Annotated in this window: 22 protein-coding genes and 1 other RNA gene; 17 read left to right on the forward strand and 6 right to left on the reverse strand. The window is 49.8% G+C overall.

Annotation, left to right across the window (positions count from 1 at the left end):
- Positions 1-3 precede the first annotated feature (3 nt).
- Together L2097_RS21660 and L2097_RS21665 are read right to left on the reverse strand one after the other, a co-directional pair.
- Positions 4-294, reverse strand: coding sequence for an RnfH family protein (locus L2097_RS21660; protein ID WP_250353644.1), 291 nt, complete (start codon positions 292-294; stop codon positions 4-6).
- On the reverse strand, positions 284-721 hold the full coding sequence (locus tag L2097_RS21665; RefSeq protein ID WP_197688005.1) for a type II toxin-antitoxin system RatA family toxin: 438 nt from the start codon (positions 719-721) through the stop codon (positions 284-286). The genes L2097_RS21660 and L2097_RS21665 overlap by 11 nt, the downstream gene beginning before the upstream one ends.
- A gap of 157 nt (positions 722-878) precedes the next feature.
- Here L2097_RS21665 and smpB point away from each other — a divergent pair, with 157 nt between their 5' ends.
- From smpB to L2097_RS21690, 5 genes are all read left to right on the forward strand, one after another.
- Positions 879-1,361 (forward strand): SsrA-binding protein SmpB, encoded by a 483-nt coding sequence (gene smpB, locus L2097_RS21670; protein WP_047369172.1) that lies wholly within the window; start codon positions 879-881, stop codon positions 1,359-1,361.
- Between the two features lie 286 nt (positions 1,362-1,647).
- Positions 1,648-2,011, forward strand: a transfer-messenger RNA (tmRNA) gene (ssrA, locus tag L2097_RS21675).
- A gap of 183 nt (positions 2,012-2,194) precedes the next feature.
- The gene (locus tag L2097_RS21680; RefSeq protein ID WP_250353645.1) at positions 2,195-3,385 is read left to right on the forward strand and encodes an integrase domain-containing protein; all 1,191 of its coding nucleotides are present in this window, start codon (positions 2,195-2,197) and stop codon (positions 3,383-3,385) included.
- A 14-nt stretch (positions 3,386-3,399) separates the two neighbouring features.
- Positions 3,400-4,188: a hypothetical protein gene (locus tag L2097_RS21685; RefSeq protein ID WP_250353646.1), complete on the forward strand. Its 789-nt coding sequence runs from the start codon at positions 3,400-3,402 to the stop codon at positions 4,186-4,188.
- A 2-nt stretch (positions 4,189-4,190) separates the two neighbouring features.
- On the forward strand, positions 4,191-6,461 hold the full coding sequence (locus L2097_RS21690; RefSeq protein ID WP_250353647.1) for a UvrD-helicase domain-containing protein: 2,271 nt from the start codon (positions 4,191-4,193) through the stop codon (positions 6,459-6,461).
- Between the two features lie 223 nt (positions 6,462-6,684).
- On the opposite strand, the gene L2097_RS21695 is transcribed toward L2097_RS21690, so the two are convergent.
- The 3 genes from L2097_RS21695 to sid are packed head-to-tail and all read right to left on the reverse strand — an operon-like array spanning position 6,685 to position 8,260.
- Positions 6,685-7,260 carry a phage polarity suppression protein gene (locus L2097_RS21695; RefSeq protein WP_250353648.1) on the reverse strand — a complete coding sequence of 192 codons (576 nt, stop codon included), beginning with the start codon at positions 7,258-7,260 and terminating at the stop codon, positions 6,685-6,687.
- Positions 7,261-7,306: 46 nt separating this feature from the next.
- On the reverse strand, positions 7,307-7,507 hold the full coding sequence (locus L2097_RS21700; protein ID WP_250353649.1) for an ogr/Delta-like zinc finger family protein: 201 nt from the start codon (positions 7,505-7,507) through the stop codon (positions 7,307-7,309).
- A 3-nt stretch (positions 7,508-7,510) separates the two neighbouring features.
- On the reverse strand, positions 7,511-8,260 hold the full coding sequence (gene sid / locus L2097_RS21705) for a capsid size-determining scaffold Sid (RefSeq protein ID WP_250353699.1): 750 nt from the start codon (positions 8,258-8,260) through the stop codon (positions 7,511-7,513).
- Between the two features lie 541 nt (positions 8,261-8,801).
- Here sid and L2097_RS21710 point away from each other — a divergent pair.
- Genes L2097_RS21710 through L2097_RS21735 form a run of 6 tightly spaced genes read left to right on the forward strand, consistent with a single transcriptional unit; the run spans position 8,802 to position 12,727 of the window.
- Complete coding sequence (locus tag L2097_RS21710) at positions 8,802-9,068, forward strand: helix-turn-helix transcriptional regulator (RefSeq protein ID WP_125123706.1); 267 nt, start codon at positions 8,802-8,804, stop codon at positions 9,066-9,068.
- Positions 9,065-9,283: a hypothetical protein gene (locus L2097_RS21715; RefSeq protein ID WP_250353650.1), complete on the forward strand. Its 219-nt coding sequence runs from the start codon at positions 9,065-9,067 to the stop codon at positions 9,281-9,283. The genes L2097_RS21710 and L2097_RS21715 overlap by 4 nt, the downstream gene beginning before the upstream one ends.
- Positions 9,284-9,292: 9 nt before the next feature.
- Complete coding sequence (locus L2097_RS21720) at positions 9,293-9,835, forward strand: host cell division inhibitor Icd-like protein (RefSeq protein WP_502799315.1); 543 nt, start codon at positions 9,293-9,295, stop codon at positions 9,833-9,835.
- Positions 9,832-10,065, forward strand: a complete 234-nt coding sequence (locus tag L2097_RS21725) for a hypothetical protein (protein WP_250353651.1) — start codon at positions 9,832-9,834, stop codon at positions 10,063-10,065. The genes L2097_RS21720 and L2097_RS21725 overlap by 4 nt, the downstream gene beginning before the upstream one ends.
- Positions 10,062-10,382, forward strand: a complete 321-nt coding sequence (locus tag L2097_RS21730; protein WP_250353652.1) for a DUF5375 domain-containing protein — start codon at positions 10,062-10,064, stop codon at positions 10,380-10,382. The genes L2097_RS21725 and L2097_RS21730 overlap by 4 nt, the downstream gene beginning before the upstream one ends.
- Positions 10,383-10,393: 11 nt before the next feature.
- Positions 10,394-12,727 (forward strand): primase-helicase zinc-binding domain-containing protein, encoded by a 2,334-nt coding sequence (locus L2097_RS21735; protein ID WP_250353653.1) that lies wholly within the window; start codon positions 10,394-10,396, stop codon positions 12,725-12,727.
- A 366-nt stretch (positions 12,728-13,093) separates the two neighbouring features.
- Here the strand turns inward: L2097_RS21735 and L2097_RS25820 are convergent, their stop codons facing one another.
- Positions 13,094-13,603 (reverse strand): DUF3892 domain-containing protein, encoded by a 510-nt coding sequence (locus L2097_RS25820; protein ID WP_250353654.1) that lies wholly within the window; start codon positions 13,601-13,603, stop codon positions 13,094-13,096.
- Between the two features lie 446 nt (positions 13,604-14,049).
- Here L2097_RS25820 and L2097_RS21745 point away from each other — a divergent pair, with 446 nt between their 5' ends.
- The 6 genes from L2097_RS21745 to L2097_RS21770 all read left to right on the forward strand — a co-directional run bounded on the left by L2097_RS21745 (position 14,050) and on the right by L2097_RS21770 (position 19,041).
- A complete protein-coding gene (locus tag L2097_RS21745; RefSeq protein ID WP_250353655.1) occupies positions 14,050-14,439 on the forward strand; it encodes a DUF7079 family protein in 390 nt (129 codons plus the stop codon).
- 527 nt (positions 14,440-14,966) lie between these two features.
- A complete protein-coding gene (locus tag L2097_RS21750) occupies positions 14,967-15,371 on the forward strand; it encodes an H-NS family histone-like protein (protein WP_039077584.1) in 405 nt (134 codons plus the stop codon).
- Between the two features lie 619 nt (positions 15,372-15,990).
- A complete protein-coding gene (locus L2097_RS21755) occupies positions 15,991-16,554 on the forward strand; it encodes a peroxiredoxin (RefSeq protein WP_250353656.1) in 564 nt (187 codons plus the stop codon).
- A gap of 42 nt (positions 16,555-16,596) precedes the next feature.
- Complete coding sequence (locus L2097_RS21760) at positions 16,597-17,820, forward strand: protein-disulfide reductase DsbD family protein (RefSeq protein ID WP_250353657.1); 1,224 nt, start codon at positions 16,597-16,599, stop codon at positions 17,818-17,820.
- A gap of 20 nt (positions 17,821-17,840) precedes the next feature.
- Positions 17,841-18,413, forward strand: a complete 573-nt coding sequence (locus L2097_RS21765) for an RNA polymerase sigma factor (RefSeq protein WP_047369166.1) — start codon at positions 17,841-17,843, stop codon at positions 18,411-18,413.
- A complete protein-coding gene (locus tag L2097_RS21770) occupies positions 18,400-19,041 on the forward strand; it encodes an NrsF family protein (RefSeq protein ID WP_047369165.1) in 642 nt (213 codons plus the stop codon). The genes L2097_RS21765 and L2097_RS21770 overlap by 14 nt, the downstream gene beginning before the upstream one ends.
- The last annotated feature ends 98 nt before the right edge of the window (positions 19,042-19,139 follow it).

The following is a 19,139-nucleotide window of genomic DNA, read 5'->3' on the forward strand; positions in this document are numbered from 1 at the left end:
AGGCTATTTCTTCGCCGCTCTCTCCGCGCGCTGCCTGCGCAGTTCTTTCGGATCAGCAATCAGGGGGCGATAGATTTCGATACGGTCGCCATCGGCAACCACATCATGCAGTTTCGCCGGGCGGCTATAGATGCCCACTTTGTTGTGGCTGAGATCGATATCGGTGCGTAATTCCAGCAGTCCAGAGGCAACAATCGCTTGCTCAATAGTTGCCCCGTCTTCAAGGTTTACCCGCTGCAGGTACTGCTTTTCAGGCAACGCATACGCCACTTCCACCACAATCTTACCCGGCACTGTAAACCTCTTTCGCACGCACGGTAAACGCTTCTACCATATTGGCAGCCAGCTCTTTGAAAACACGCCCAAACGCCAGCTCAATCAACTTATTGGTAAATTCGAAATCAAGATTAAATTCAATGCGGCAGGCATCCGCCGAGAGCGGCGTAAACTTCCAGCCCCCCATTAATCTCTTAAATGGACCATCGACAAGATGCATCAAAATGGTCTGATTTGCCGTTAAGGTATTTCGCGTTGTGAAAGTCTTACTGATTCCCGCTTTCGAGACATCCACTGCTGCCGTCATCTGCGTCGGGCCGGACTCCAGCACGCGGCTTCCCGTGCACCCTGGCAGAAACTGTGGGTAAGATTTCACATCGTTAACCAATTCATACATTTGTTCTGCGCTGTAAGGCACCAGTGCAGAGCGACTAATCTGAGGCATAGCATTTCCTGCGATCACACAATCATCAAATAATAACATTTCCCATACATGAAAGGAAAACGCTACGCCGGAACTCGTGCTAAGATAACGCGTTGAACCTCACAGGATGCAATGAGGTCTTTTTGGATATCAGATTACCAATGGCTTCACGACACTTATGACGAAGAAAAAAGTACACAAACCCGGTTCCGCCACCATCGCGATGAATAAGCGCGCCCGCCACGAATATTTTATCGAAGAAGAGTTTGAGGCGGGTCTGTCTCTGCAGGGCTGGGAAGTCAAATCCCTGCGTGCGGGTAAAGCTAACATCGGCGACAGTTATGTGATTCTAAAAGATGGCGAAGCATATCTGTTTGGCGCCAACTTCACCCCGCTGGCAGTGGCTTCGAGCCACTATGTTTGCGACCCGACCCGTACACGTAAGCTGCTGCTCAATCAGCGTGAACTGGACGCCCTCTATGGTCGCGTAAACCGTGAAGGTTATACTGTTGTTGCCCTTTCGCTGTACTGGAAGAATGCCTGGTGCAAAGTCAAAATCGGCGTTGCGAAAGGCAAGAAACAGCATGATAAGCGTTCCGATCTTAAAGAGCGCGAATGGCAACTTGATAAAGCCCGCATTATGAAAAACGCAGGCCGTTAATAACGCCCACCGGATGCTTCCCCTGCGGGAGTGTCCGGGCCAAATATCTTTCCCGCCACTCTCACTATGAGAGTAAAGAATGTTTGGCATCATAATTTTTCGTATGTCCTACCCTTCTCGCCCAGGTGCATTCTCCGAACCTTCTCCCGCTAAGCTTATTAGCGTTTTTATGCGTAAACAGTAGCAATTGCTCATATTGTCGCCAGACATCTCTGATTGAAGGCATCGCAGTGATATGGACTGGCATGCTGCGTCACAAATCTGTTATACTTGCCGCAACACTTTTGGGGCTGATTCTGGATTCGACGGGATTTGCGAAACCCAAGGTGCATGCCGAGGGGCGGTTTGCCTCGTAAAAAGCCGCAAAAAATAGTCGCAAACGACGAAAACTACGCTTTAGCAGCTTAATAACCTGCTCTGAGCCCTCTCTCCCTAGCTTCCGCTCTTAAGACGGGGATCAAAGAGAGGTCAAACCCAAAAGAGATCGCGTGGAGGCCCTGCCTGGGGTTGAAGCGTTAAAACTAATCAGGCTAGTCTGGTAGTGGCGTGTCCGTCCGCAGGTGCCAGGCGAATGTAAAGACTGGACTAAGCATGTAGTACCGAGGATGTAGAAATTTCGGACGCGGGTTCAACTCCCGCCAGCTCCACCACTTACTCTTCCGGATACGTCCGGGGAAATCCTGAAAGCCCGCACGGCACAAGCCCTGCGGGCTTTTTTTGTGTCTGTAATCGTCCGAGGAAATCCGGCTGAATCCAGAGAAAATTGGTACACGTTTAGGTACACGTTATACTGTGGGCCAAAAACGTGTACCAATTATGGAAGGGATCCAGACATGGCGCGCATTACACGCCCACTTACTAACAACGAAATCCTAAAAGCGAAACCCCGCGAAAAAGACTTCACCCTTCATGATGGTGATGGCCTGTTCTTACTCGTCAAAACCTCTGGGAAAAAACTGTGGCGCTTCCGTTATCAGCGACCGGGAAGCAGCAGCCGAACTAATCTAAGTCTCGGTTCATACCCTGCCCTTACACTCGCAGCAGCTCGTCAGATACGCGACCAACATTTAACTACGCTCGCACAAGGCATGGATCCACAACAGCAGCAAGAGCAAGCCTCAGAACAACGCCAGATTGAGCTGGACAGTATTTTCTCAACAGTAGCGGCTAACTGGTTCCAGATTAAAAGGAGAAGCGTCACAGAGGATTATGCGAAAGATATTTGGCGCTCTTTAGATAAGGATGTGTTTCCAGCAATCGGCGCTATACCTGTTCAGGAAATTAAAGCCAGAACGATAGTTGAAGCACTTGAACCAATCAAAGCGCGTGGTGCACTCGAGACAGTTCGCCGTTTGGTGCAGCGTGTTAACGAGATAATGATCTACGCAGTAAACACTGGCCTGATTGATGCAAATCCAGCATCTGGTGTGGGTATGGCATTTGAGAAGCCCAAGAAGCAAAACATGCCGACGTTACGGCCAGAAGAATTGCCAAAGTTAATGCGTTCCTTGGCCATGTCTAATCTGTCTGTTCCAACTCGGTGCTTAATTGAGTGGCAGCTCCTAACACTTGTTCGTCCTTCTGAAGCATCAGGTACTCGATGGGCTGAGATTGATCTCGATACTAAGATTTGGACAATTCCAGCCGAGAGAATGAAAGCGAAACGTGAGCACATTGTTCCTTTATCCCCTCAGGCATTAGAGATTTTAGAGGTGATGAAACCTATTAGTGCTCATAGAGACCACGTTTTCCCAAGCAGAAGCAACCCCAAACTTCCCATGAACAGCCAAACCGCAAACGCTGCACTAAAAAGAATCGGGTTCGGTGGTAAGCTGGTTGCTCATGGTTTAAGAAGTATTGCGAGCACTGCTTTAAATGAGGCAGAATTCAACAGTGATGTTATTGAAGTTTCTCTAGCTCATGCCGATAAAAATGAGGTCAGAAGAGCTTACAATCGCTCCATTTACCTTGAAAGACGCGTGACTATGATGAAATGGTGGGGTAATTTTGTGAGGAACCATTAAAATAAGGAGATAAAATGTTACGTGACATGGTTGATGTTACGGATGATAAATGCTTAACCCAGGGTACAATATTTAATTGTGCTTACAGTGCTTCTTATCCAAACAACGAGACATTAGGTTTAATCATCACAGCCCGATGTGATATAGCAAATATCGACAAGGTGAAGTTTTATAATTTCATACCAGCGATTCCATTTGACATCTGGAAAGAAAAAGACCTTCTTCCTATCATAAAAAAACAAACCTATAAAAATTTACTTTCGCAATATTTAAGCTTACTTAACGAGGCTGGCTTTTCAAAAGACAATCTCGAAGCATATGGTTATGATCGCATTTACGATGTAATCGCGGATAAAAAATCACTCAAGGCCAAACAATTAAATAGACTGGCATCATTAAAAGAAAAAATTGATTCAATTGAACAGAACCAATCGTATGCGGAATTATTATTATTTTTCCGTGAAGAAATTTCAAAAATCCTTAGCGACATAATTGAAAATAAAAACCCTGACTATTTCTTCATTGATGAGATTGTTGGTTACAAATCCGTAGTAGTTAATTTAAGAGAAATTTATGAGTTAAATATTTTGACTGCCAAAAGAATTCCAAATGGCATTGAAATTGATGATGGGAATATATACTCAGGTTTAAATTTAAATATCGCGAATAAATTCTGTAGCATCGTCGGCCAACTGAAATCACCATTTATAGAGTTGTTAATGCAACGTTTCACAAATAACTTTGTTAGAGTTGGCGTAGACAATCATCATCTCTCATTATTAACCAAAATCATGGATGTATAAATATGAGCTTCATAGCAATTGAAAGTAATGCCGCACGTAAAATAGTCGCTGAAAGAATGCTCCAATCAGCTGATTACGATAAGGGCCAACTACTTGCCGATGTATTAAAGGAACAACAACCTTTTGACTTTAGCTTGGATGTCAAAGCGATATCTTCTGGTGCAGGAATATACATAGTAACAAAAAATCCTAATAAGAAAAACATGCTTATTTTTGACACTTCAAGTTTTAACGGTTTCAAAAGAAGTAGTAATGAAATTATTACTATCCTTCAAAAATCCTGTAGGCTTGCAATTAAACTCTGGGATAAAATAGGTCATAGCCCATGTGAAAAAATAATTAATGGTTCCTCTTTAATTGCTTTGTTGCCATTATCATTTACTACAGGCAAGTCTTATAAAGTAATACTCGATAAATCTCCTGATAAAGAACGCCAAGAAAAAAGGAATGAAAGTAGCTTCCTTATTTTCCTTGATGGGTACGAAACCAACAACACTCCACCTAAATTAGCTAATTTCCGTAAAGCAAAAGAAGGAATAAATGAACTAGATGTTGCTTCACAATTTTTAGCTCCCAAAGAAGAAGAAAGTAGCTCCTCCTCTTATCTCAATATCAATGAAATCGACAATACAGACAATCTTTCTAACCCACATATGGGGCTAGATTATTGGGTAAAAAACCTGACTGAAAGTCAAAAAAGATTTGTCTTCAGTGAAAGCTACGGACCAGATATTCTAAAGGGCGCAGCAGGAACAGGTAAAACTTTGAGCTTAATTTTAAGGTGTGTTGTTCAATTGAACAATGCAAAAAAAACAGGAAGTCAACTAAAGGCTATATTTATAACACATAGCATTGCAACCAAAACAAATATTGAAAACCTGATCGCATCAAATGGTGGCGCGGAATATATTGATTCAGTAAATCTACAATCCGTCGAGGTTACTACTTTACAGGAATGGTGTATTAAGAACCTTGGAAATAGGATTGAAGCCACTGAATACTTAGATAGTGATGCATTTGAGTCTAAACAGTTGCAACTTTTATATATAAACGAAGCGCTCGAAGACTTTTTAATAAATGATTATGCAGGCTCTATTAACTTTATATCACCTGCATTAAAAAACTTCTTTGGTAATAATGACCCGTGGGGTGTATCAATACTATTACAAGAGGAAATTTCAACCTACATAAAGGGCAGAGCTGGAGATGATCTTAAAACTTATACATCTCTTTCTAGAAGCAAAAATGCCATACCTCTTGAAATCGAGGATGATTATAAAACGATCTTCTCAATTTATAACAAATATCAAGACAAGCTAATCGCTCTAAACTTATTTGATAGTGATGACATTACACTATCCGCACTAAAGGAAACATCAACACCAATATGGAAAAGAAGAAGAATTAATAGCGGCTTTGACATAATGTATATTGATGAAACACATTTATTTAACATCAATGAATTAAGTTTATTTCACAATTTACTTAAGCCAAATTCAAATCACATAGTATTTACAATGGATCGCAGCCAAGCTTCTGGTGACACTACCATTACCAAAGAAGATGTTGCTAAAGAGCTTGATGCTACTTTAGCTCGTGAGCACGGATTAAATGCCGTTTTCCGTTCATCGGAGCACATTATTAATTTAGCAAGCTGCGTATTAGCTTCTGGCGCTACTCTTTTTCAAGAATTGGAAAACCCCCTTGCCGAATCGATGACTGGTCATACTTCACTGATTGAAGATAAATGTAATATCCCATATATCATTAGCAAGCAAAACGCAAATGAAGTCTATAGAACCACCTTCGCTCTCGCTGATCACATCTCGCAAAAAACAGATATTCCACGGAGTGACATCCTAATAGTACCCTGCACTGACAATATCTTAAAAGAAATTAAGGAATACGCAGTTTCAAATTCTAAACAACACATTTGCATTGAAAGACGCGGTGATAACCTTGCTGTTATGAAAGCTGCCGAAACAAACGCCTACATAATAGGCGGCATAGAGTATATTGGAGGTTTGGAATTCTCTGCGGTTATAATTGTTGGAGCTGATTCAGACAAATTCCCTGAACAGTCCAATTATAATGGAGAATCACTTCATTTCATTAACTATTCATCTTTTAATAAACTATACGTCGCCATTACCAGAGCTAAGTATCAGGTTGCCTTTGTCACTGAGAAAACTCAAAAATTAAGCCCGTTGCTTGAGACGGCTTATCGTGAAGGACTTGTCATTCAAGATGACGAGCTAGCTAGCTCTTTATGAGTGTGTAAATGTGCAAATGCTTAATCCCCATTAGCGCGCAGTGCTTTCCCCGCCTCGCCTGCCCGCTTAACGGGGCGGTTTTAATGCAGGTGCATGAACCGGCTCAGGCCGCGCCGGGACTGGTGCGGGAAGGGGTAAAAAAAGTGCGTAAACACATGCAAAACCATGCACCCTGGGGATGCATGGCGTAATTCAGGAAAAATAGCAGGATTTACGGGGATTTTCAGGCGGGGTGCTGCGCGGCCATGTCTGCACACCGGCGCGCATAAATCTGGTGCTGTACAGGTGTGTATTTTTCCTGATTATCTGCCCGCGAAGCCGCGTCAGGCCTGTGTCCGGCGGCAATTAAAATGTCATTATCCTGCGCACAATAATGAATGTCCTGACCGGTATTCAGCCACGCGGCCAGCGCATCACGCAGATACGTGGTTGCGCGGTCGAGGGCGCGACGTTTAATAAAGTCCGGCTGGCCGTTCAGCGCTTTTAATTCCGGGGCCAGCACGGCGGCCAGTGTGGCCCCGTGTTCCTGCATAAATCCCTCAAGGCCGTTTTGTATGCTGACGTGCTGTAAGGTTTCATGCGAGCGGATATAGCGACCGGCTGCCCGGTTAATCTGCCATGTATTCATCTCAATGCGCCCGCGCAGTGCCGCCACCCTGACCGGGCAGTTTTCACTGTCTCCGGAAAGATACGCGTTGAGCGCCTGCTCTGCCTTTTCCCGTTCCGTTTTCAGGTTAAGCCAGGCGGTTTTGTCGGCCTGACAGATGTCAAAGGCCTGCTGTGGTGTGAGTGTGGTCAACGGTGTTCTCTCCGTGGTCTTTAACAGTATATGAGGGGGGGGGTATTTACGGTGCCGGCGGGCTGTCCGGCTCCGGGGACGGCACAAGCACCCCGGCACGTATCACCCCGTCAACCGATTCGGTGGTACGGAACGTGGCCGAGCATTCAATATTCCGGCACTGGTGATAGCGGCGTTTGACGTTTTCCGACAGATAGTTGCTTGTGCGCGAATGGGCGGCGTGTTTGCAGAACGGGCAGTGAAACATGATTTATACCCCCGTCCCGTTAGCGGCTTTTTTTGCGGCCAGTGCCTGAGCGAGTTGCGTACGTCTGGCCGGGCTGTTATAGAGCTTCATATCCACCCCCGTCAGTGCCGGGCGGTACAGACCTGTGACGGACAATACCGGCTCCTGTGCCATATCAAACTCGTGAACAGCCTTCATTGTCCCCAGGCTGTTCGCAAGCTCACGGGCCGCAGTGGCATATGCTGATTCGCTGCCGCTTAACTCCAGCGAACGGATGCGCAGCACAAAAGCGCGTATCAGTGCCGGGTCAATGGCCGTAAGGGCACAGGCCCATTCACCGTCAGCATACGTGGTGAATGCGGTGTTGTGGGCGGTTGTGTACTGATGCGCTGACCCGCATGCGCCGAGCATTGCACTGTCTTTGTCGTCTTCCAGTTCGGCAATCAGGGCGGTGAACTCTTCCGCCAGTTCGCGGTTCGCAATGCGCTGTGAGTGTTCGGCTTTCATTTCCGGGGTGAGGTTACCGCGCAGACTGCGGAACCGGCTGCGCCAGCTCTGTTCCGCTTCTGCGCTTTCATTCAGCGCGGCCTGCCGTTCCTGTTCACTGCGGCGAATGGCCGCCTCGGTGTCATACAGTTTTTTCATGCTGGCCGTGTGGGCGTCACGGGCCTGCGTGAACGCCTCCAGGGCAACGGCCACGCGCTGTTCATTCTCCTCCCTCTGCTTCTCTGCTGTCGCTTTCATGGCGGCGGTAATAATGTCTGCGGGCTTCATCATTTCAGGCTCTCCGTGTGTGTTGGCTGAGGTCATTCTGCCGTGCACCACACAACGGGGCGATTCATTACGGTTGTGGCAGGGATGGCACAAAAGGGATGTAACCCCGGCTCGCCAGAAAGAGGTCGCAGGAAAACCTTACTCACCGTTTATTTTTTTACTGATAACTGTTCACTACTGTTCACTGAAAATAAAAAGATAAGTAATACAGTAAGTTAAAGAGTGAACAGTTGAGGGGGCAACTGTTCACCGACTGTTCACTACTGTTCACCGTCCTGATTTTTCACTCAGCCTCATCGTTAGACTTTTTATCGATTAAAAAATGAAAATATATAAATAAAAGTAATCAATAATGAGCCATCAGTTTGCCAACATTTACCAAAAGATTGCCAACGTTTGCCACTGCTTAAAAATCAGGCTGTTGTGTGGTGGGCCAGTACAAAATGACTTGTTGCCCTGCGTCAAAATATTCACAAAATAGGGAGCTACCCGAAGCCGGACAGACATACCCGGCGCTGTACAAACCCAATGAGGTAGCCCGATGCACACTGCTTTTTCTTCTCCATCTTCCGCACCGCTCACCCCGGTAATGCCCGTCCCTGACAGGACTCAGGAGCGCTTTTTACGCCTGCCCGAAGTGATGCATCTTTGTGGCCTGTCCCGTTCGACCATTTATGACCTCATCAGCCGCAGCGAATTTCCGCAACAGGTCTCTCTCGGTGGAAAGAATGTCGCCTGGGTACATTCCGAGGTCAGCGCCTGGATGGCGGACTGTATCGCCCGTCGTAACGGAGGGATGTGCGCATGATTATCCTGACCCTTGGCGGACAGAAACACACACTTACCCCCGAAGATGCCCATCTGCTGAGTCTTGCCCTGACCTCTGTCACGGAAGGGAAAAGCGCCAGCCGGGGCTACAGAGTGCGTTCACCGGCATTCAGTGTGGAGCGTGCCGCCCCACAGGGTGAGCAGAAGCATCACCGTTCCCGCCCCGCCGGGGAAGACACGCTCACTGACTGCTGAGGTGCCGTTGTGTTAATTATTCTTTTCCCTGGCTTGCCTGCCGGGGTTTTTTACGGGTATAGTTCCTGCGCTGTCGCAAAATCGGCAGCCGGAATTGGCGTTCCGAATAACTCAATGGCGACACCAGACGCGCCACGCGTCTTTTTTTTCGTCGTAGCTCAGACACACCCATATTCAGGGCTGTGGTGTTTATTCGTACACCAGAGCTCGTTTCTGATAATGGCAGTCCGGGCGGGGCAGCCTTCGGGCTGGCCGGTATCCATTGAGGCCGGTTACGCCAACCCCGTTCGGGCTGCCACCAGTGAAATTGGCGTTTCCGGTGGTAGCAATAACCGCTACTCAATGGAGGCTGCCATCATGGCTACTATCCTCACCCCGTCACACCCGCAGTTTGTCTTTGTGTTTGCCGCCGTTCGTCGTGCAGACCGTAAACCCCGTATCTGTATGCTCCGCACCGTGGCCGGTGATGAGCAGGCCGCCCGCCTGTCCCTTGTCCGTGATTACGTCCTTTCATTTGCTGGCCGCCTGCCGGTTGCGGAGGTGCTTGCATGAACGAACTCACCCTGACCATCACCCGTGCTGACCTCCTGCACCTTGAGCACCTGCGTAATGTCGGCCAGCTGGTCGGCGAACTTATGCAGGTACAGGACTGCATGTCTTCCCGTCGTGACCCGGCACAACAGTTACAGCTCGCTTCCGTCATTCACCTCATGACTGCCCGGCTTGATGATGTGGTCGAACGCTGTAACGCGCGCTGGCTCACTGAGGAGGTACGCGCATGAAACAGCCCTTACCGCCCGTCTTGCGTGCCGCCCTGTACCGCCGTGCCGTCGCCTGTGCCTGGCTGACCCTGTGCGAACGTCAGCACCGCTATCCACACCTCACCCTCGATGCACTGGAAAGCGCGATGGCCGCCGAGCTGGAGGGCTTCTATCTGCGCCAGCACGGCGAGGAGAAAGGCCGTCAGATTGCCTGTGCACTGCTGGAAGATTTGATGGAAGCAGGGCCGCTTAAGGCCGCCCCGTCACTGTCCTTTCTGGGACTCGCCGTCATGGATGAGCTTTGCGCCCGTCATATCACAACGCCTGTGCTGCACTGAGGGAAAAAACAATGAACATGAACGTAACGGAAACCGTCAACCAGGCATGCGGCCACTGGCCGCGCATTCTCCCGGCGCTGGGGGTGAAGGTCATTAAAAACCGGCATCAGGCCTGCCCGGTCTGTGGCGGGAGTGACCGCTTTCGCTTTGATGACAAAGAGGGGCGCGGCACCTGGTTCTGTAACCAGTGCGGCGCGGGTGACGGCCTGAAACTGGTCGAAAAGGTGTTCGGTGTGAAACCGGCTGAGGCCGCCCGGAAGGTGAACGCCGTCACCGGCAGCCTGCCACCGGTGGCCCCGGCGGTGATTGCGGCCACTGAGGCCGGAACGGAAGCTGACCGTAAAGCGGCGGCTGCACTGGCCGTCAGACTGATGGAGAAAACCCGCACGGCCACCGGTAACGCCTACCTGACCCGCAAGGGCTTCCCCGCGCATGAATGCCTGACGCTGACGACCACGCACAAAACCGGCGGCGTGACGTTCAGCGCCGGTGATGTGGTGGTGCCACTGCATGACGGGTCCGGTGCACTGGTTAACCTCCAGCTCATTAACGCCGGGGGCGACAAGCGCACCCTGAAAGGCGGGGCGGTCAAAGGGTGCTCTCACACCCTTGAAGGGAAAAAACAGGCCGGAAAACGCCTGTGGATAGCGGAAGGCTATGCGACCGCGCTCACCGTGCATCACCTGACCGGCGAAACCGTCATGGTGGCGCTGTCGTCCGTCAACCTCCTTTCTCTGGCGAGCCTGGCCCGTCAGAAGCACCCGGCCTGCCAGATTGTTCTCGCCGCCGACCGTGACCTGAACGGCAACGGCCAGAGCAAAGCCGCAGTGGCCGCAGACGCCTGTGGGGGCACGGTTGCCCTGCCGCCGGTGTTCGGTGACTGGAATGATGCGTTTGTCCGGCAGGGTGAAGAGGCCACGCGTAACGCGATATATGACGCCATCCGTCCACCGGAACAAAGCCCGTTTGACACCATGAGCGAAGCGGAATTTACCGCCATGAGCGCCAGCGAAAAGGCCATGCGGGTGCATGAACATTACGGCGAAGCGCTGGCCGTGGACGCGAATGGCCAGCACCTGTCCCGCTATGAAAACGGCATCTGGAAAATCACTCCGCCGTCCGATTTTGCCCGTGACGTGGCCGGGCTGTTCCGGCGTCTGCGCGCGCCGTTCTCATCGGGGAAAATTGCCTCCGTCGTGGAGACACTGAAACTGATTATTCCGCAGCAGGACACCCCGGCGCGGCGTCTGATTGGTTTTCGTAATGGCGTGCTCGACACGAAAAGCGGGACATTCAGCCCGCACCACAAAGCGTACTGGCTGCGCACCCTGTGCGATGTCGATTTCACCCCGCCGGTGGCGGGGGAAACGCTGGAAACCCACGCCCCGCATTTCTGGCGCTGGCTTGACCGTGCGGCCGGTGGCCGCGCCGACAAACGCGATGTGATTCTGGCGGCGCTGTTTATGGTGCTGGCAAACCGCTACGACTGGCAGCTTTTCCTCGAAGTGACCGGGCCGGGGGGCAGCGGAAAAAGTATTCTCGCCGAAATTGCCACGATGCTCGCCGGGGAAGATAACGCCACCTCCGCCACCATCGAAACACTGGAATCGCCCCGCGAACGCGCGGCACTGATTGGTTTCTCACTCATCCGTCTGCCTGACCAGGAGAAATGGAGCGGTGACGGGGCCGGGCTTAAGGCCATCACCGGCGGCGATGCGGTCTCCGTTGACCCGAAGTACCAGAACGCCTATTCCACACATATCCCGGCGGTGATTCTGGCCGTGAACAACAACCCGATGCGCTTCACTGACCGCAGCGGCGGTGTCTCCCGTCGCCGGGTGATTATTCACTTCCCGGAACAGATTGCCCCGGAGGAGCGCGACCCGCAGCTTAAGAACAAAATCGCCCGCGAGCTGGCCGTCATTGTGCGCCAGTTGATGCAGCAGTTCAGCGACCCGATGACCGCCCGCACCCTGCTCCAGTCTCAGCAGAACTCGGACGAGGCACTGAGCATCAAACGCGACGCTGACCCGGCCTTTGATTTTTGCGGTTATCTGGAAGCCCTGCCGGAGGCTGACGGGATGTACATGGGGAATGCCAACATTATCCCGCGTCAGCCGCGCCTGTACCTCTATCACGCCTATCTGGTGTATATGGAGGCACACGGCTACAAGAACACCCTCAGCCTCACCATGTTTGGCAAAGGACTCTCAGCCATGCTGAAAGAGTACGGACTGAATTATGACAAACGCCGGACGAATCAGGGGATGCAGACCAACCTCACACTGCGGGAGGAAAGCAACGCTGACTGGCTGCCAAAGTGCGATGAACCCACCGCGAAATGAACTACCCTGACCGGCAACAGCCGGTCTTTTTTTGCCTGCCAAACGGCAAAAGTGAACAGTGAAGCGTTCACTGTTCACCATGTGTTCACCCGCTAACATTATGATAATAAGAAATAAAAAAACCAAGTGAACAGTGTGAACAGTTTTTTCAGAAAAAACTTTTTACCCTCAAAGGGTGTCAGACCACTCAGTTCCAGAAGCTGGCTTTGTAAGAGTGTAGAGGCAAGTTACGAATAACAAAAATGTACTGACAAATCACTGCAACACAGAAGATGGCATGGTTAATTTTGTTTTAATCAGGGCATTACGGCTTAAGTAAAAGCCGTCTTGAATGACGGCTTGTGATTTCAACAAAAACTCCATGTATCAGACAAAGTTGGGAAGATTGCCAAGATTGTCACGTTTTGTCTTGTTTGGATCAGTTGTGATGTAACCATCAGTCATCACTTCAACTTTTGCTCCTACAGACCATTTTTCTGTTGTTTTGTTCCAGGTTATAGTTTTGAACTCAATTTTCCCTGTTTTGATCAGTTGGCCAACGAAAGCACGTGAATTAACGGTAGCTGGCCCGACCATATCCCCTTTGTTCTCATGTACTTTTACAAATTCAATATGCTGATTGGTACTGTCCATTTTGATTGCTGAGATGTAGAAATCTTCCATTACTATTTTCTCCAGAGGCAAGTGCCCGATGCAGCTGCTTTTATTTATATCAGTGTTTTTCAGACTGATTTCAAGGGGAAGAATAAAAAAAACCACACTATTAATGGGCTCATATAAAGCTTTCTTCACTAAGTCGACTCTTCGCTCAAAGCAGACGATGACGTTTAAATCTGTAAACCTGCGGAGGTGAACAGTAAAGTGTTCACTGTTCACGTTGTATTCACCAGATAACCTACTGAAATTAAATAATAAAAATCCTCAGTGAACAGTGTGAACAGTTTTCACCAAAAAAACTTTTTCGCCAGCCTTTGTAAGAGCAGAAAAGTGATCATGAGGAAGAACAATCGACGACTTTAGGCAGTCTAGAGCGCAATGACATTTCATAATTGGTACACGTTTAGGTACATAATTGAAAACTGAATTCATAAAAAGCCATTTTATTTAAATAGTTAAGAGATTTATTCAGACTCCGCCAGCCCACCAAAATTCTCCATCGGTGATTACCAGAGTCATCCGATGAAGTCCTAAGAGCCCGCACGGCGCAAGCCCTGTGGGCTTTTTTGTTGTATGTGCCCCATCCTGCATAGCGTTGACACGTTCCATTGGTTTGGTAAAACTGCTTTTAGCGCCTTGGATGTTTCACCGCAGGGGATAAATGAATGCATATTACCGAAGCCGAACTGGCCAGCCGTGCCCTCGTCTGGCATGCGTTATCTGAGCTTTTTACTGCGCGGGTACTCCAGGACTACGACTACCGATGGATGGCACAAAAGCTGAATGAGTCCGGTTTAAGCCGGGAAAAGATCTTCATGATTCTGGATGAAGAAGTTGCCCCTGCCCTCCAGGCAAATCTTCTTTACAACCCAACGCCGGTGATGGATAGCTGGACAGAAGAAGATGTTAAACGACTCGTAATGGAGTACGTGACCGGGAAGTCGACAATAATAGAGCGAGTTATTCCTGCAGGCTTGCTGTTTAAACTACGACGAAAATATATTCAGGATGAGCTAAACAGGCTTGCTGCCGAGCTGGATAACTGCAGTCAGTAAAAAGCATAAAAAGAAGACAACCTACAACTGATATTTCTTAAAACGCTATTTCACACGGTCACCTTTACAATTGATCAAGTAAAACCCGCCTTTCTGACAAAACCGATTACTCCCAACAAACGATGCGGTTTGATTTAGAATTCGCGACAAAGCGCACAAATCATTCACCATCTGTTTCGAATATAAGCAAGACGTAACGGCCAAATACTGGGTGGCATTGGCAATCAACAGGAAAAAGACCTGTAATGAAAGGGGTTTTCTATGGTAACACTCCATAAAATGGTTCAGGTTGATGGAAGGGGTTATGCTTTTTACTGAGCACCGAAATACTCTACTTAGAAAAAAAAGAGTAATGACACTAAAAGACAGACATTTCTATTCATAATTTGCTATATATTATTTTGCATACACGGTATATACATTGTGTCCAACTGAGAAACAAAAATGATACGCTCGTTTAGTTTCCAGGAACTATTCGCAAAGAAGCCATTCGAAACACCACCAAATTCAAGTAAAAGGATCTGCAAATGTCAGAAGCACTGAAAGCCTTAAACAACATTCGCACACTGCGTGCTCAGACGCGTGAAGTTAGTCTGGAATATCTTGAAGATATTCTCGAAAAATTTACGGTCATCGTTGAAGAACGCCGCGAAGAAGAAGCCTCTCAGCGTAAGGAACTCGAGGATAAACAGGCAAAACTCGAGGCCTTTCGCGTGAAGCTTCTTGAGGAAGGCATTGACCCGGCAGAGCTTATCTCCTCCTTAAAAGGACAGGCGACAAAAACAAAATCTACCCGTGAGCCTCGCCCGGCGAAATACAAATATATCGACGAAGACGGCAGCGAAAAAACCTGGACGGGCCAGGGTCGCACGCCTAAAGCGATTACCTCGGCGCTTGAAAAAGGGAAAAAACTGGAAGATTTCGCAATCTAATATCCAGCTATGGGGGAGGCACGCTCCCCCTCAATGCGATGAAATTGTTTATCTGGCGTAACCTGACACTTATGCCGATATCCCACGATGGTTAACCATCGGTCACGGAATAATCTTAAACACGCGACCGTGAATTAAAAAACTCTCCTGCCTGCGTCCTCACATTACAGTACTTGATGCTGCCCTCAGTACATATATGTTTCTCTGTCGTAGCTGGTTCCTTTAACGGATAGAGACGCCTCCGGTTCAATAAAACAGTCGTTCTCATTATTAGCAGCAGCGCCAGCATAAAAAATGTTCTGCTTATCCGGATCAATAACACCGCAGCGGGTCTCTGCCCCCCGGACCGTTAACATTAATACCCGATGTTATCTACGCTTATTACGTCACGGTTCTTCTTCAAGCCGATGCGAGCACCCGCCTGTTAAATAATCATGCGGCGTAAAACGGCAGGCAGCCGCAGACGTGTTACCCGGCTACCGATACCGCATCGTGAAATAGGGCGGTCATCCCGTCTCTTTTTCGCGCACGTCATTTTTTTTATTTCAGGCGAAACTTTCCCACGACATCCAGCGAACTGTCTATGTATGTCAAATTATCTAATCCTGTGGAGCGCAACATGACACCGATGAAAAAACTCTTTTTGAGCCTTACCTCTGCCGTACTGCTTAGCGTTTCAATGCCGATATTCAATGCCCAGGCGGCATTGCCGACCGGCGCGCAGGCCCCCGATTTTCAGTTGCAGGGCGCACTGGCGGGCAAGCCTCTAACATTCTCCTTGAAACAAGCGCTGCAAAAAGGCCCCGTAGTCCTCTACTTCTTCCCGGCAGCATTCAGTAAAGGCTGCACCATCGAAGCCCACGCCTTTGCCGAAGCCACCGATGATTTCAAGAAACTGGGCGCGACTGTCATCGGCGTGACTGCAGGGAATGTGGACCAGGTAGATGAGTTTTCTAAACTGGAGTGCCGCGATAAGTTCACCGTCACCGCGGACCCGGGCGCGAAAGTCGCTGCGGAGTACCAGACGCTGATGCAGATGAACGGCAAAACGCTGTCTGACCGCACCTCGTTTGTTATCGCACCGGACGGTAAGATCCTGCTGAGCTACACTGACAGAAACCCTGAAACCCATATTCAGAAAACAATGGAAGCGGTGAAACAGTACGCGAATTCGCATTCGTAAGAGGCAGATGTCAACCACCCCATTAGCCTTCAGGGAATCATTATGTTAACTGCTATGCTCGCCGCCTTCGCAGGCGGCATTATCCTCAATTTTATGCCCTGCGTTTTCCCGATAATCTCGCTAAAGGCGCTGGGCCTGGTTCGCCATTCGCACAGTACAACGCAGACCCGCAAAGAAGGGCTTGGATTTTTGCTCGGCACGGTCGTCACCATGCTCATACTGGCAGCGATTCTACTGGCCCTGCGCGCGGGTGGTACTGCCGTTGGCTGGGGCTTTCAGCTCCAGTCGCCACTGGTCATTGCCTTTCTCGCCCTGATTATCCTGGGTGCCGCCCTGAATTTACTCGGCGTGTTTGAAGTGGGTCTGTCAATGCAGCGCGCTGGAGAAATATCTATTGAGCGCGGCGCGTTTGCCCGGGCGGCGCTGACCGGAGCACTGTCGATCATTGTGGCTACGCCTTGTGCGGCCCCGTTTATGGCAGGTGCGATTGGTTATGCTCTGGTGCAACCACCTGCCGTGGCGCTGGTTATCTTCTTTGCTCTCGCCCTTGGTTTCGCGGCGCCGTTCAGTCTTATCTCCCTCTTTCCGGCACTGGGAAAATGGCTGCCACGCCCCGGCGCCTGGATGAATACGCTTAAACGCGGCCTGGCATTTCCCATGTTCGGCGCCTTCGGCTGGCTGGTATGGGTACTGGCTCAGCAGGCTGGCACCACCGCTCTCGCTGCGATTCTGGCCGCCTCCGTGGTGCTGAGTTTCGCCGCCTGGCTCTATGGCATGGCGCAGCAGCGGCGTTTTGCCGGTAAACGGCATCTCGCGTTGTTTGCGGTCACCGCTGTGCTGATTCTGGCGGTGATTGTTCCACTGCCGTCGGTTATCAAAAACGGCGCACCTGTTCAGACGGCGGCACATATCGAAGAGGTAAAATGGTCGCCGCAAAATGTGGCGGATAATCGTGGTCACGGTAAAGCGATTTTCGTCAATTTTACTGCATCCTGGTGTATCACTTGTCAGGTAAACGAGAAGACATCTCTGACTACGCAGGCCGTAAAAGAGGCGCTGGCGCGCACGGGCACGCTCTATATGGTGGCCGACTCGACCAAATTTAATGCCGATATTGATGATGCAATGAACGCCCTGGGTCAGGGCAGTCTGCCGCTGTATGTGGTCTATCCCGCAGATGGCAGCGAACCGAAAATTTTGCCGCAGGTGCTCACTCCGTCGATTGTGGTTAACGCCCTGACGCAAGCCAGCGGTAAAAAGACATGAAGCCGTAATTAAGGCGGGATATGGAAAAATATGAAGCAACACGTGAGCAGTGGCCGCAATTGATGGCGCTTGCCCAGGCAGGCGATCAGGCGGCCTACACGCAGTTGCTAAAAGCGCTGGTTCCAGTTATTCGCTCGCTGGTACGTAAGCAGATTGACGATGACATACTGATTGAAGATGTGATTCAGGATGTGCTGCTTACCGTGCACAGGGTCCGTCATACCTACGATCCCGCCTCACCTTTTTTGCCGTGGCTGATGGTAATTGCTCATGCCCGTTCGGTTGATGCGCTTCGCCGTCGTGGTCGCTATCGCCAGCGTGAACAAGACGACAGCGACGCGCCAGAGTATGTAAGTGAGGATCGTTACCGGATCACCAGTGTTGAGCAACACCAGTCCCGGGAAGAACTCGCCGTGTTGTTAAACCAGCTTCCGGCACGCCAGCGGCAGGTCATTGAACATGTTCATCTGCACGAAATGACCCTTTCGGAAACCGCGACACGCAACAACCTGACGGTAGCAGCCGTTAAGTCTCTGCTGCATCGCGCATTAAATAACCTTCGTCGGTTAGGAGCACATCATGGCCGATCATGATCTTTTTATTGAGCAGTTAAGTCGTACCATCGAACCCGTAAAACGTCCGTGGCAGCCTGGATGGCGGGTGGTGGCGTGGATCGTTATGGCATTGCCCTGCGGGGCGCTGGCCAGTTTATTGGTGCACAGAACCTTCACCGACTGGTCACAGACAGGGGCTGCGTGGGTTATCTTCCAGCTATTTCTGACCTTTCTTACCGGCACGCTGGCTATCCGTAACGCCTTTCTGCTGAGCATTGCGGGGCAGCAATCCCTGAGCTGGAAATGGTTTGCGCCCCTGGTCAGCCTCTGGCTTGTTATTACCTTTACCAACATGCGGTTGCATCACCTTCCCCCGGTACAAGGCAATGAAGTGGGGACAAACTGCTATCTCTTTATGGTTGTAGTAAGCGTGCCGATGATGGCGATCGTGATTGGTTATCTGCGTCGCACCCGCACCTTATTCCCCGCCCGTAGCCTGGCCGCCGCCGGTGCTGGCGTCGCCTGCATGGCACTGACGTTGCTCGCACTTTGTCACCCAACCCATGTCAGTGCGCTGGATTTTCTGATGCATATCAGCGCCACGGCCACTATCGTACTGGGCACCATGGCGCTGGGTTATAAGTGGGTGTCGCTGCCCCGCCCTTAAACGCCCGTCATCCTTCCGGTTGCATGACATTCGTGCGCAGAGCGGTTTTGAGTCCTGTTCCGGCGTTTATGGATATCAACAGTAATGCTCACCTCTGG

Origin of the sequence: Citrobacter sp. MNAZ 1397, assembly GCF_023613995.1 — a bacterium.
GTDB classification, from domain to species: Bacteria; Pseudomonadota; Gammaproteobacteria; order Enterobacterales; family Enterobacteriaceae; genus Phytobacter; species Phytobacter ursingii.

Coding starts and splice junctions, on each gene's coding strand:
- smpB (WP_047369172.1), top strand. CDS start 879: ATGACGAAGAAAAAAGTACACAAACCCGGTTCCGCCACCATCGCGATG.
- L2097_RS21735 (WP_250353653.1), top strand. CDS start 10,394: ATGAACATGAACGTAACGGAAACCGTCAACCAGGCATGCGGCCACTGG.
- L2097_RS21745 (WP_250353655.1), top strand. CDS start 14,050: ATGCATATTACCGAAGCCGAACTGGCCAGCCGTGCCCTCGTCTGGCAT.
- L2097_RS21755 (WP_250353656.1), top strand. CDS start 15,991: ATGACACCGATGAAAAAACTCTTTTTGAGCCTTACCTCTGCCGTACTG.
- L2097_RS21725 (WP_250353651.1), top strand. CDS start 9,832: ATGAACGAACTCACCCTGACCATCACCCGTGCTGACCTCCTGCACCTT.
- L2097_RS21715 (WP_250353650.1), top strand. CDS start 9,065: ATGATTATCCTGACCCTTGGCGGACAGAAACACACACTTACCCCCGAA.
- L2097_RS21700 (WP_250353649.1), bottom strand. CDS start 7,507: ATGTTTCACTGCCCGTTCTGCAAACACGCCGCCCATTCGCGCACAAGC.
- L2097_RS21730 (WP_250353652.1), top strand. CDS start 10,062: ATGAAACAGCCCTTACCGCCCGTCTTGCGTGCCGCCCTGTACCGCCGT.
- L2097_RS21760 (WP_250353657.1), top strand. CDS start 16,597: ATGTTAACTGCTATGCTCGCCGCCTTCGCAGGCGGCATTATCCTCAAT.
- L2097_RS21665 (WP_197688005.1), bottom strand. CDS start 721: ATGCCTCAGATTAGTCGCTCTGCACTGGTGCCTTACAGCGCAGAACAA.
- L2097_RS21750 (WP_039077584.1), top strand. CDS start 14,967: ATGTCAGAAGCACTGAAAGCCTTAAACAACATTCGCACACTGCGTGCT.
- L2097_RS21690 (WP_250353647.1), top strand. CDS start 4,191: ATGAGCTTCATAGCAATTGAAAGTAATGCCGCACGTAAAATAGTCGCT.
- L2097_RS21710 (WP_125123706.1), top strand. CDS start 8,802: ATGCACACTGCTTTTTCTTCTCCATCTTCCGCACCGCTCACCCCGGTA.
- L2097_RS21765 (WP_047369166.1), top strand. CDS start 17,841: ATGGAAAAATATGAAGCAACACGTGAGCAGTGGCCGCAATTGATGGCG.
- sid (WP_250353699.1), bottom strand. CDS start 8,260: ATGAAGCCCGCAGACATTATTACCGCCGCCATGAAAGCGACAGCAGAG.
- L2097_RS21680 (WP_250353645.1), top strand. CDS start 2,195: ATGGCGCGCATTACACGCCCACTTACTAACAACGAAATCCTAAAAGCG.
- L2097_RS21770 (WP_047369165.1), top strand. CDS start 18,400: ATGGCCGATCATGATCTTTTTATTGAGCAGTTAAGTCGTACCATCGAA.
- L2097_RS21685 (WP_250353646.1), top strand. CDS start 3,400: ATGTTACGTGACATGGTTGATGTTACGGATGATAAATGCTTAACCCAG.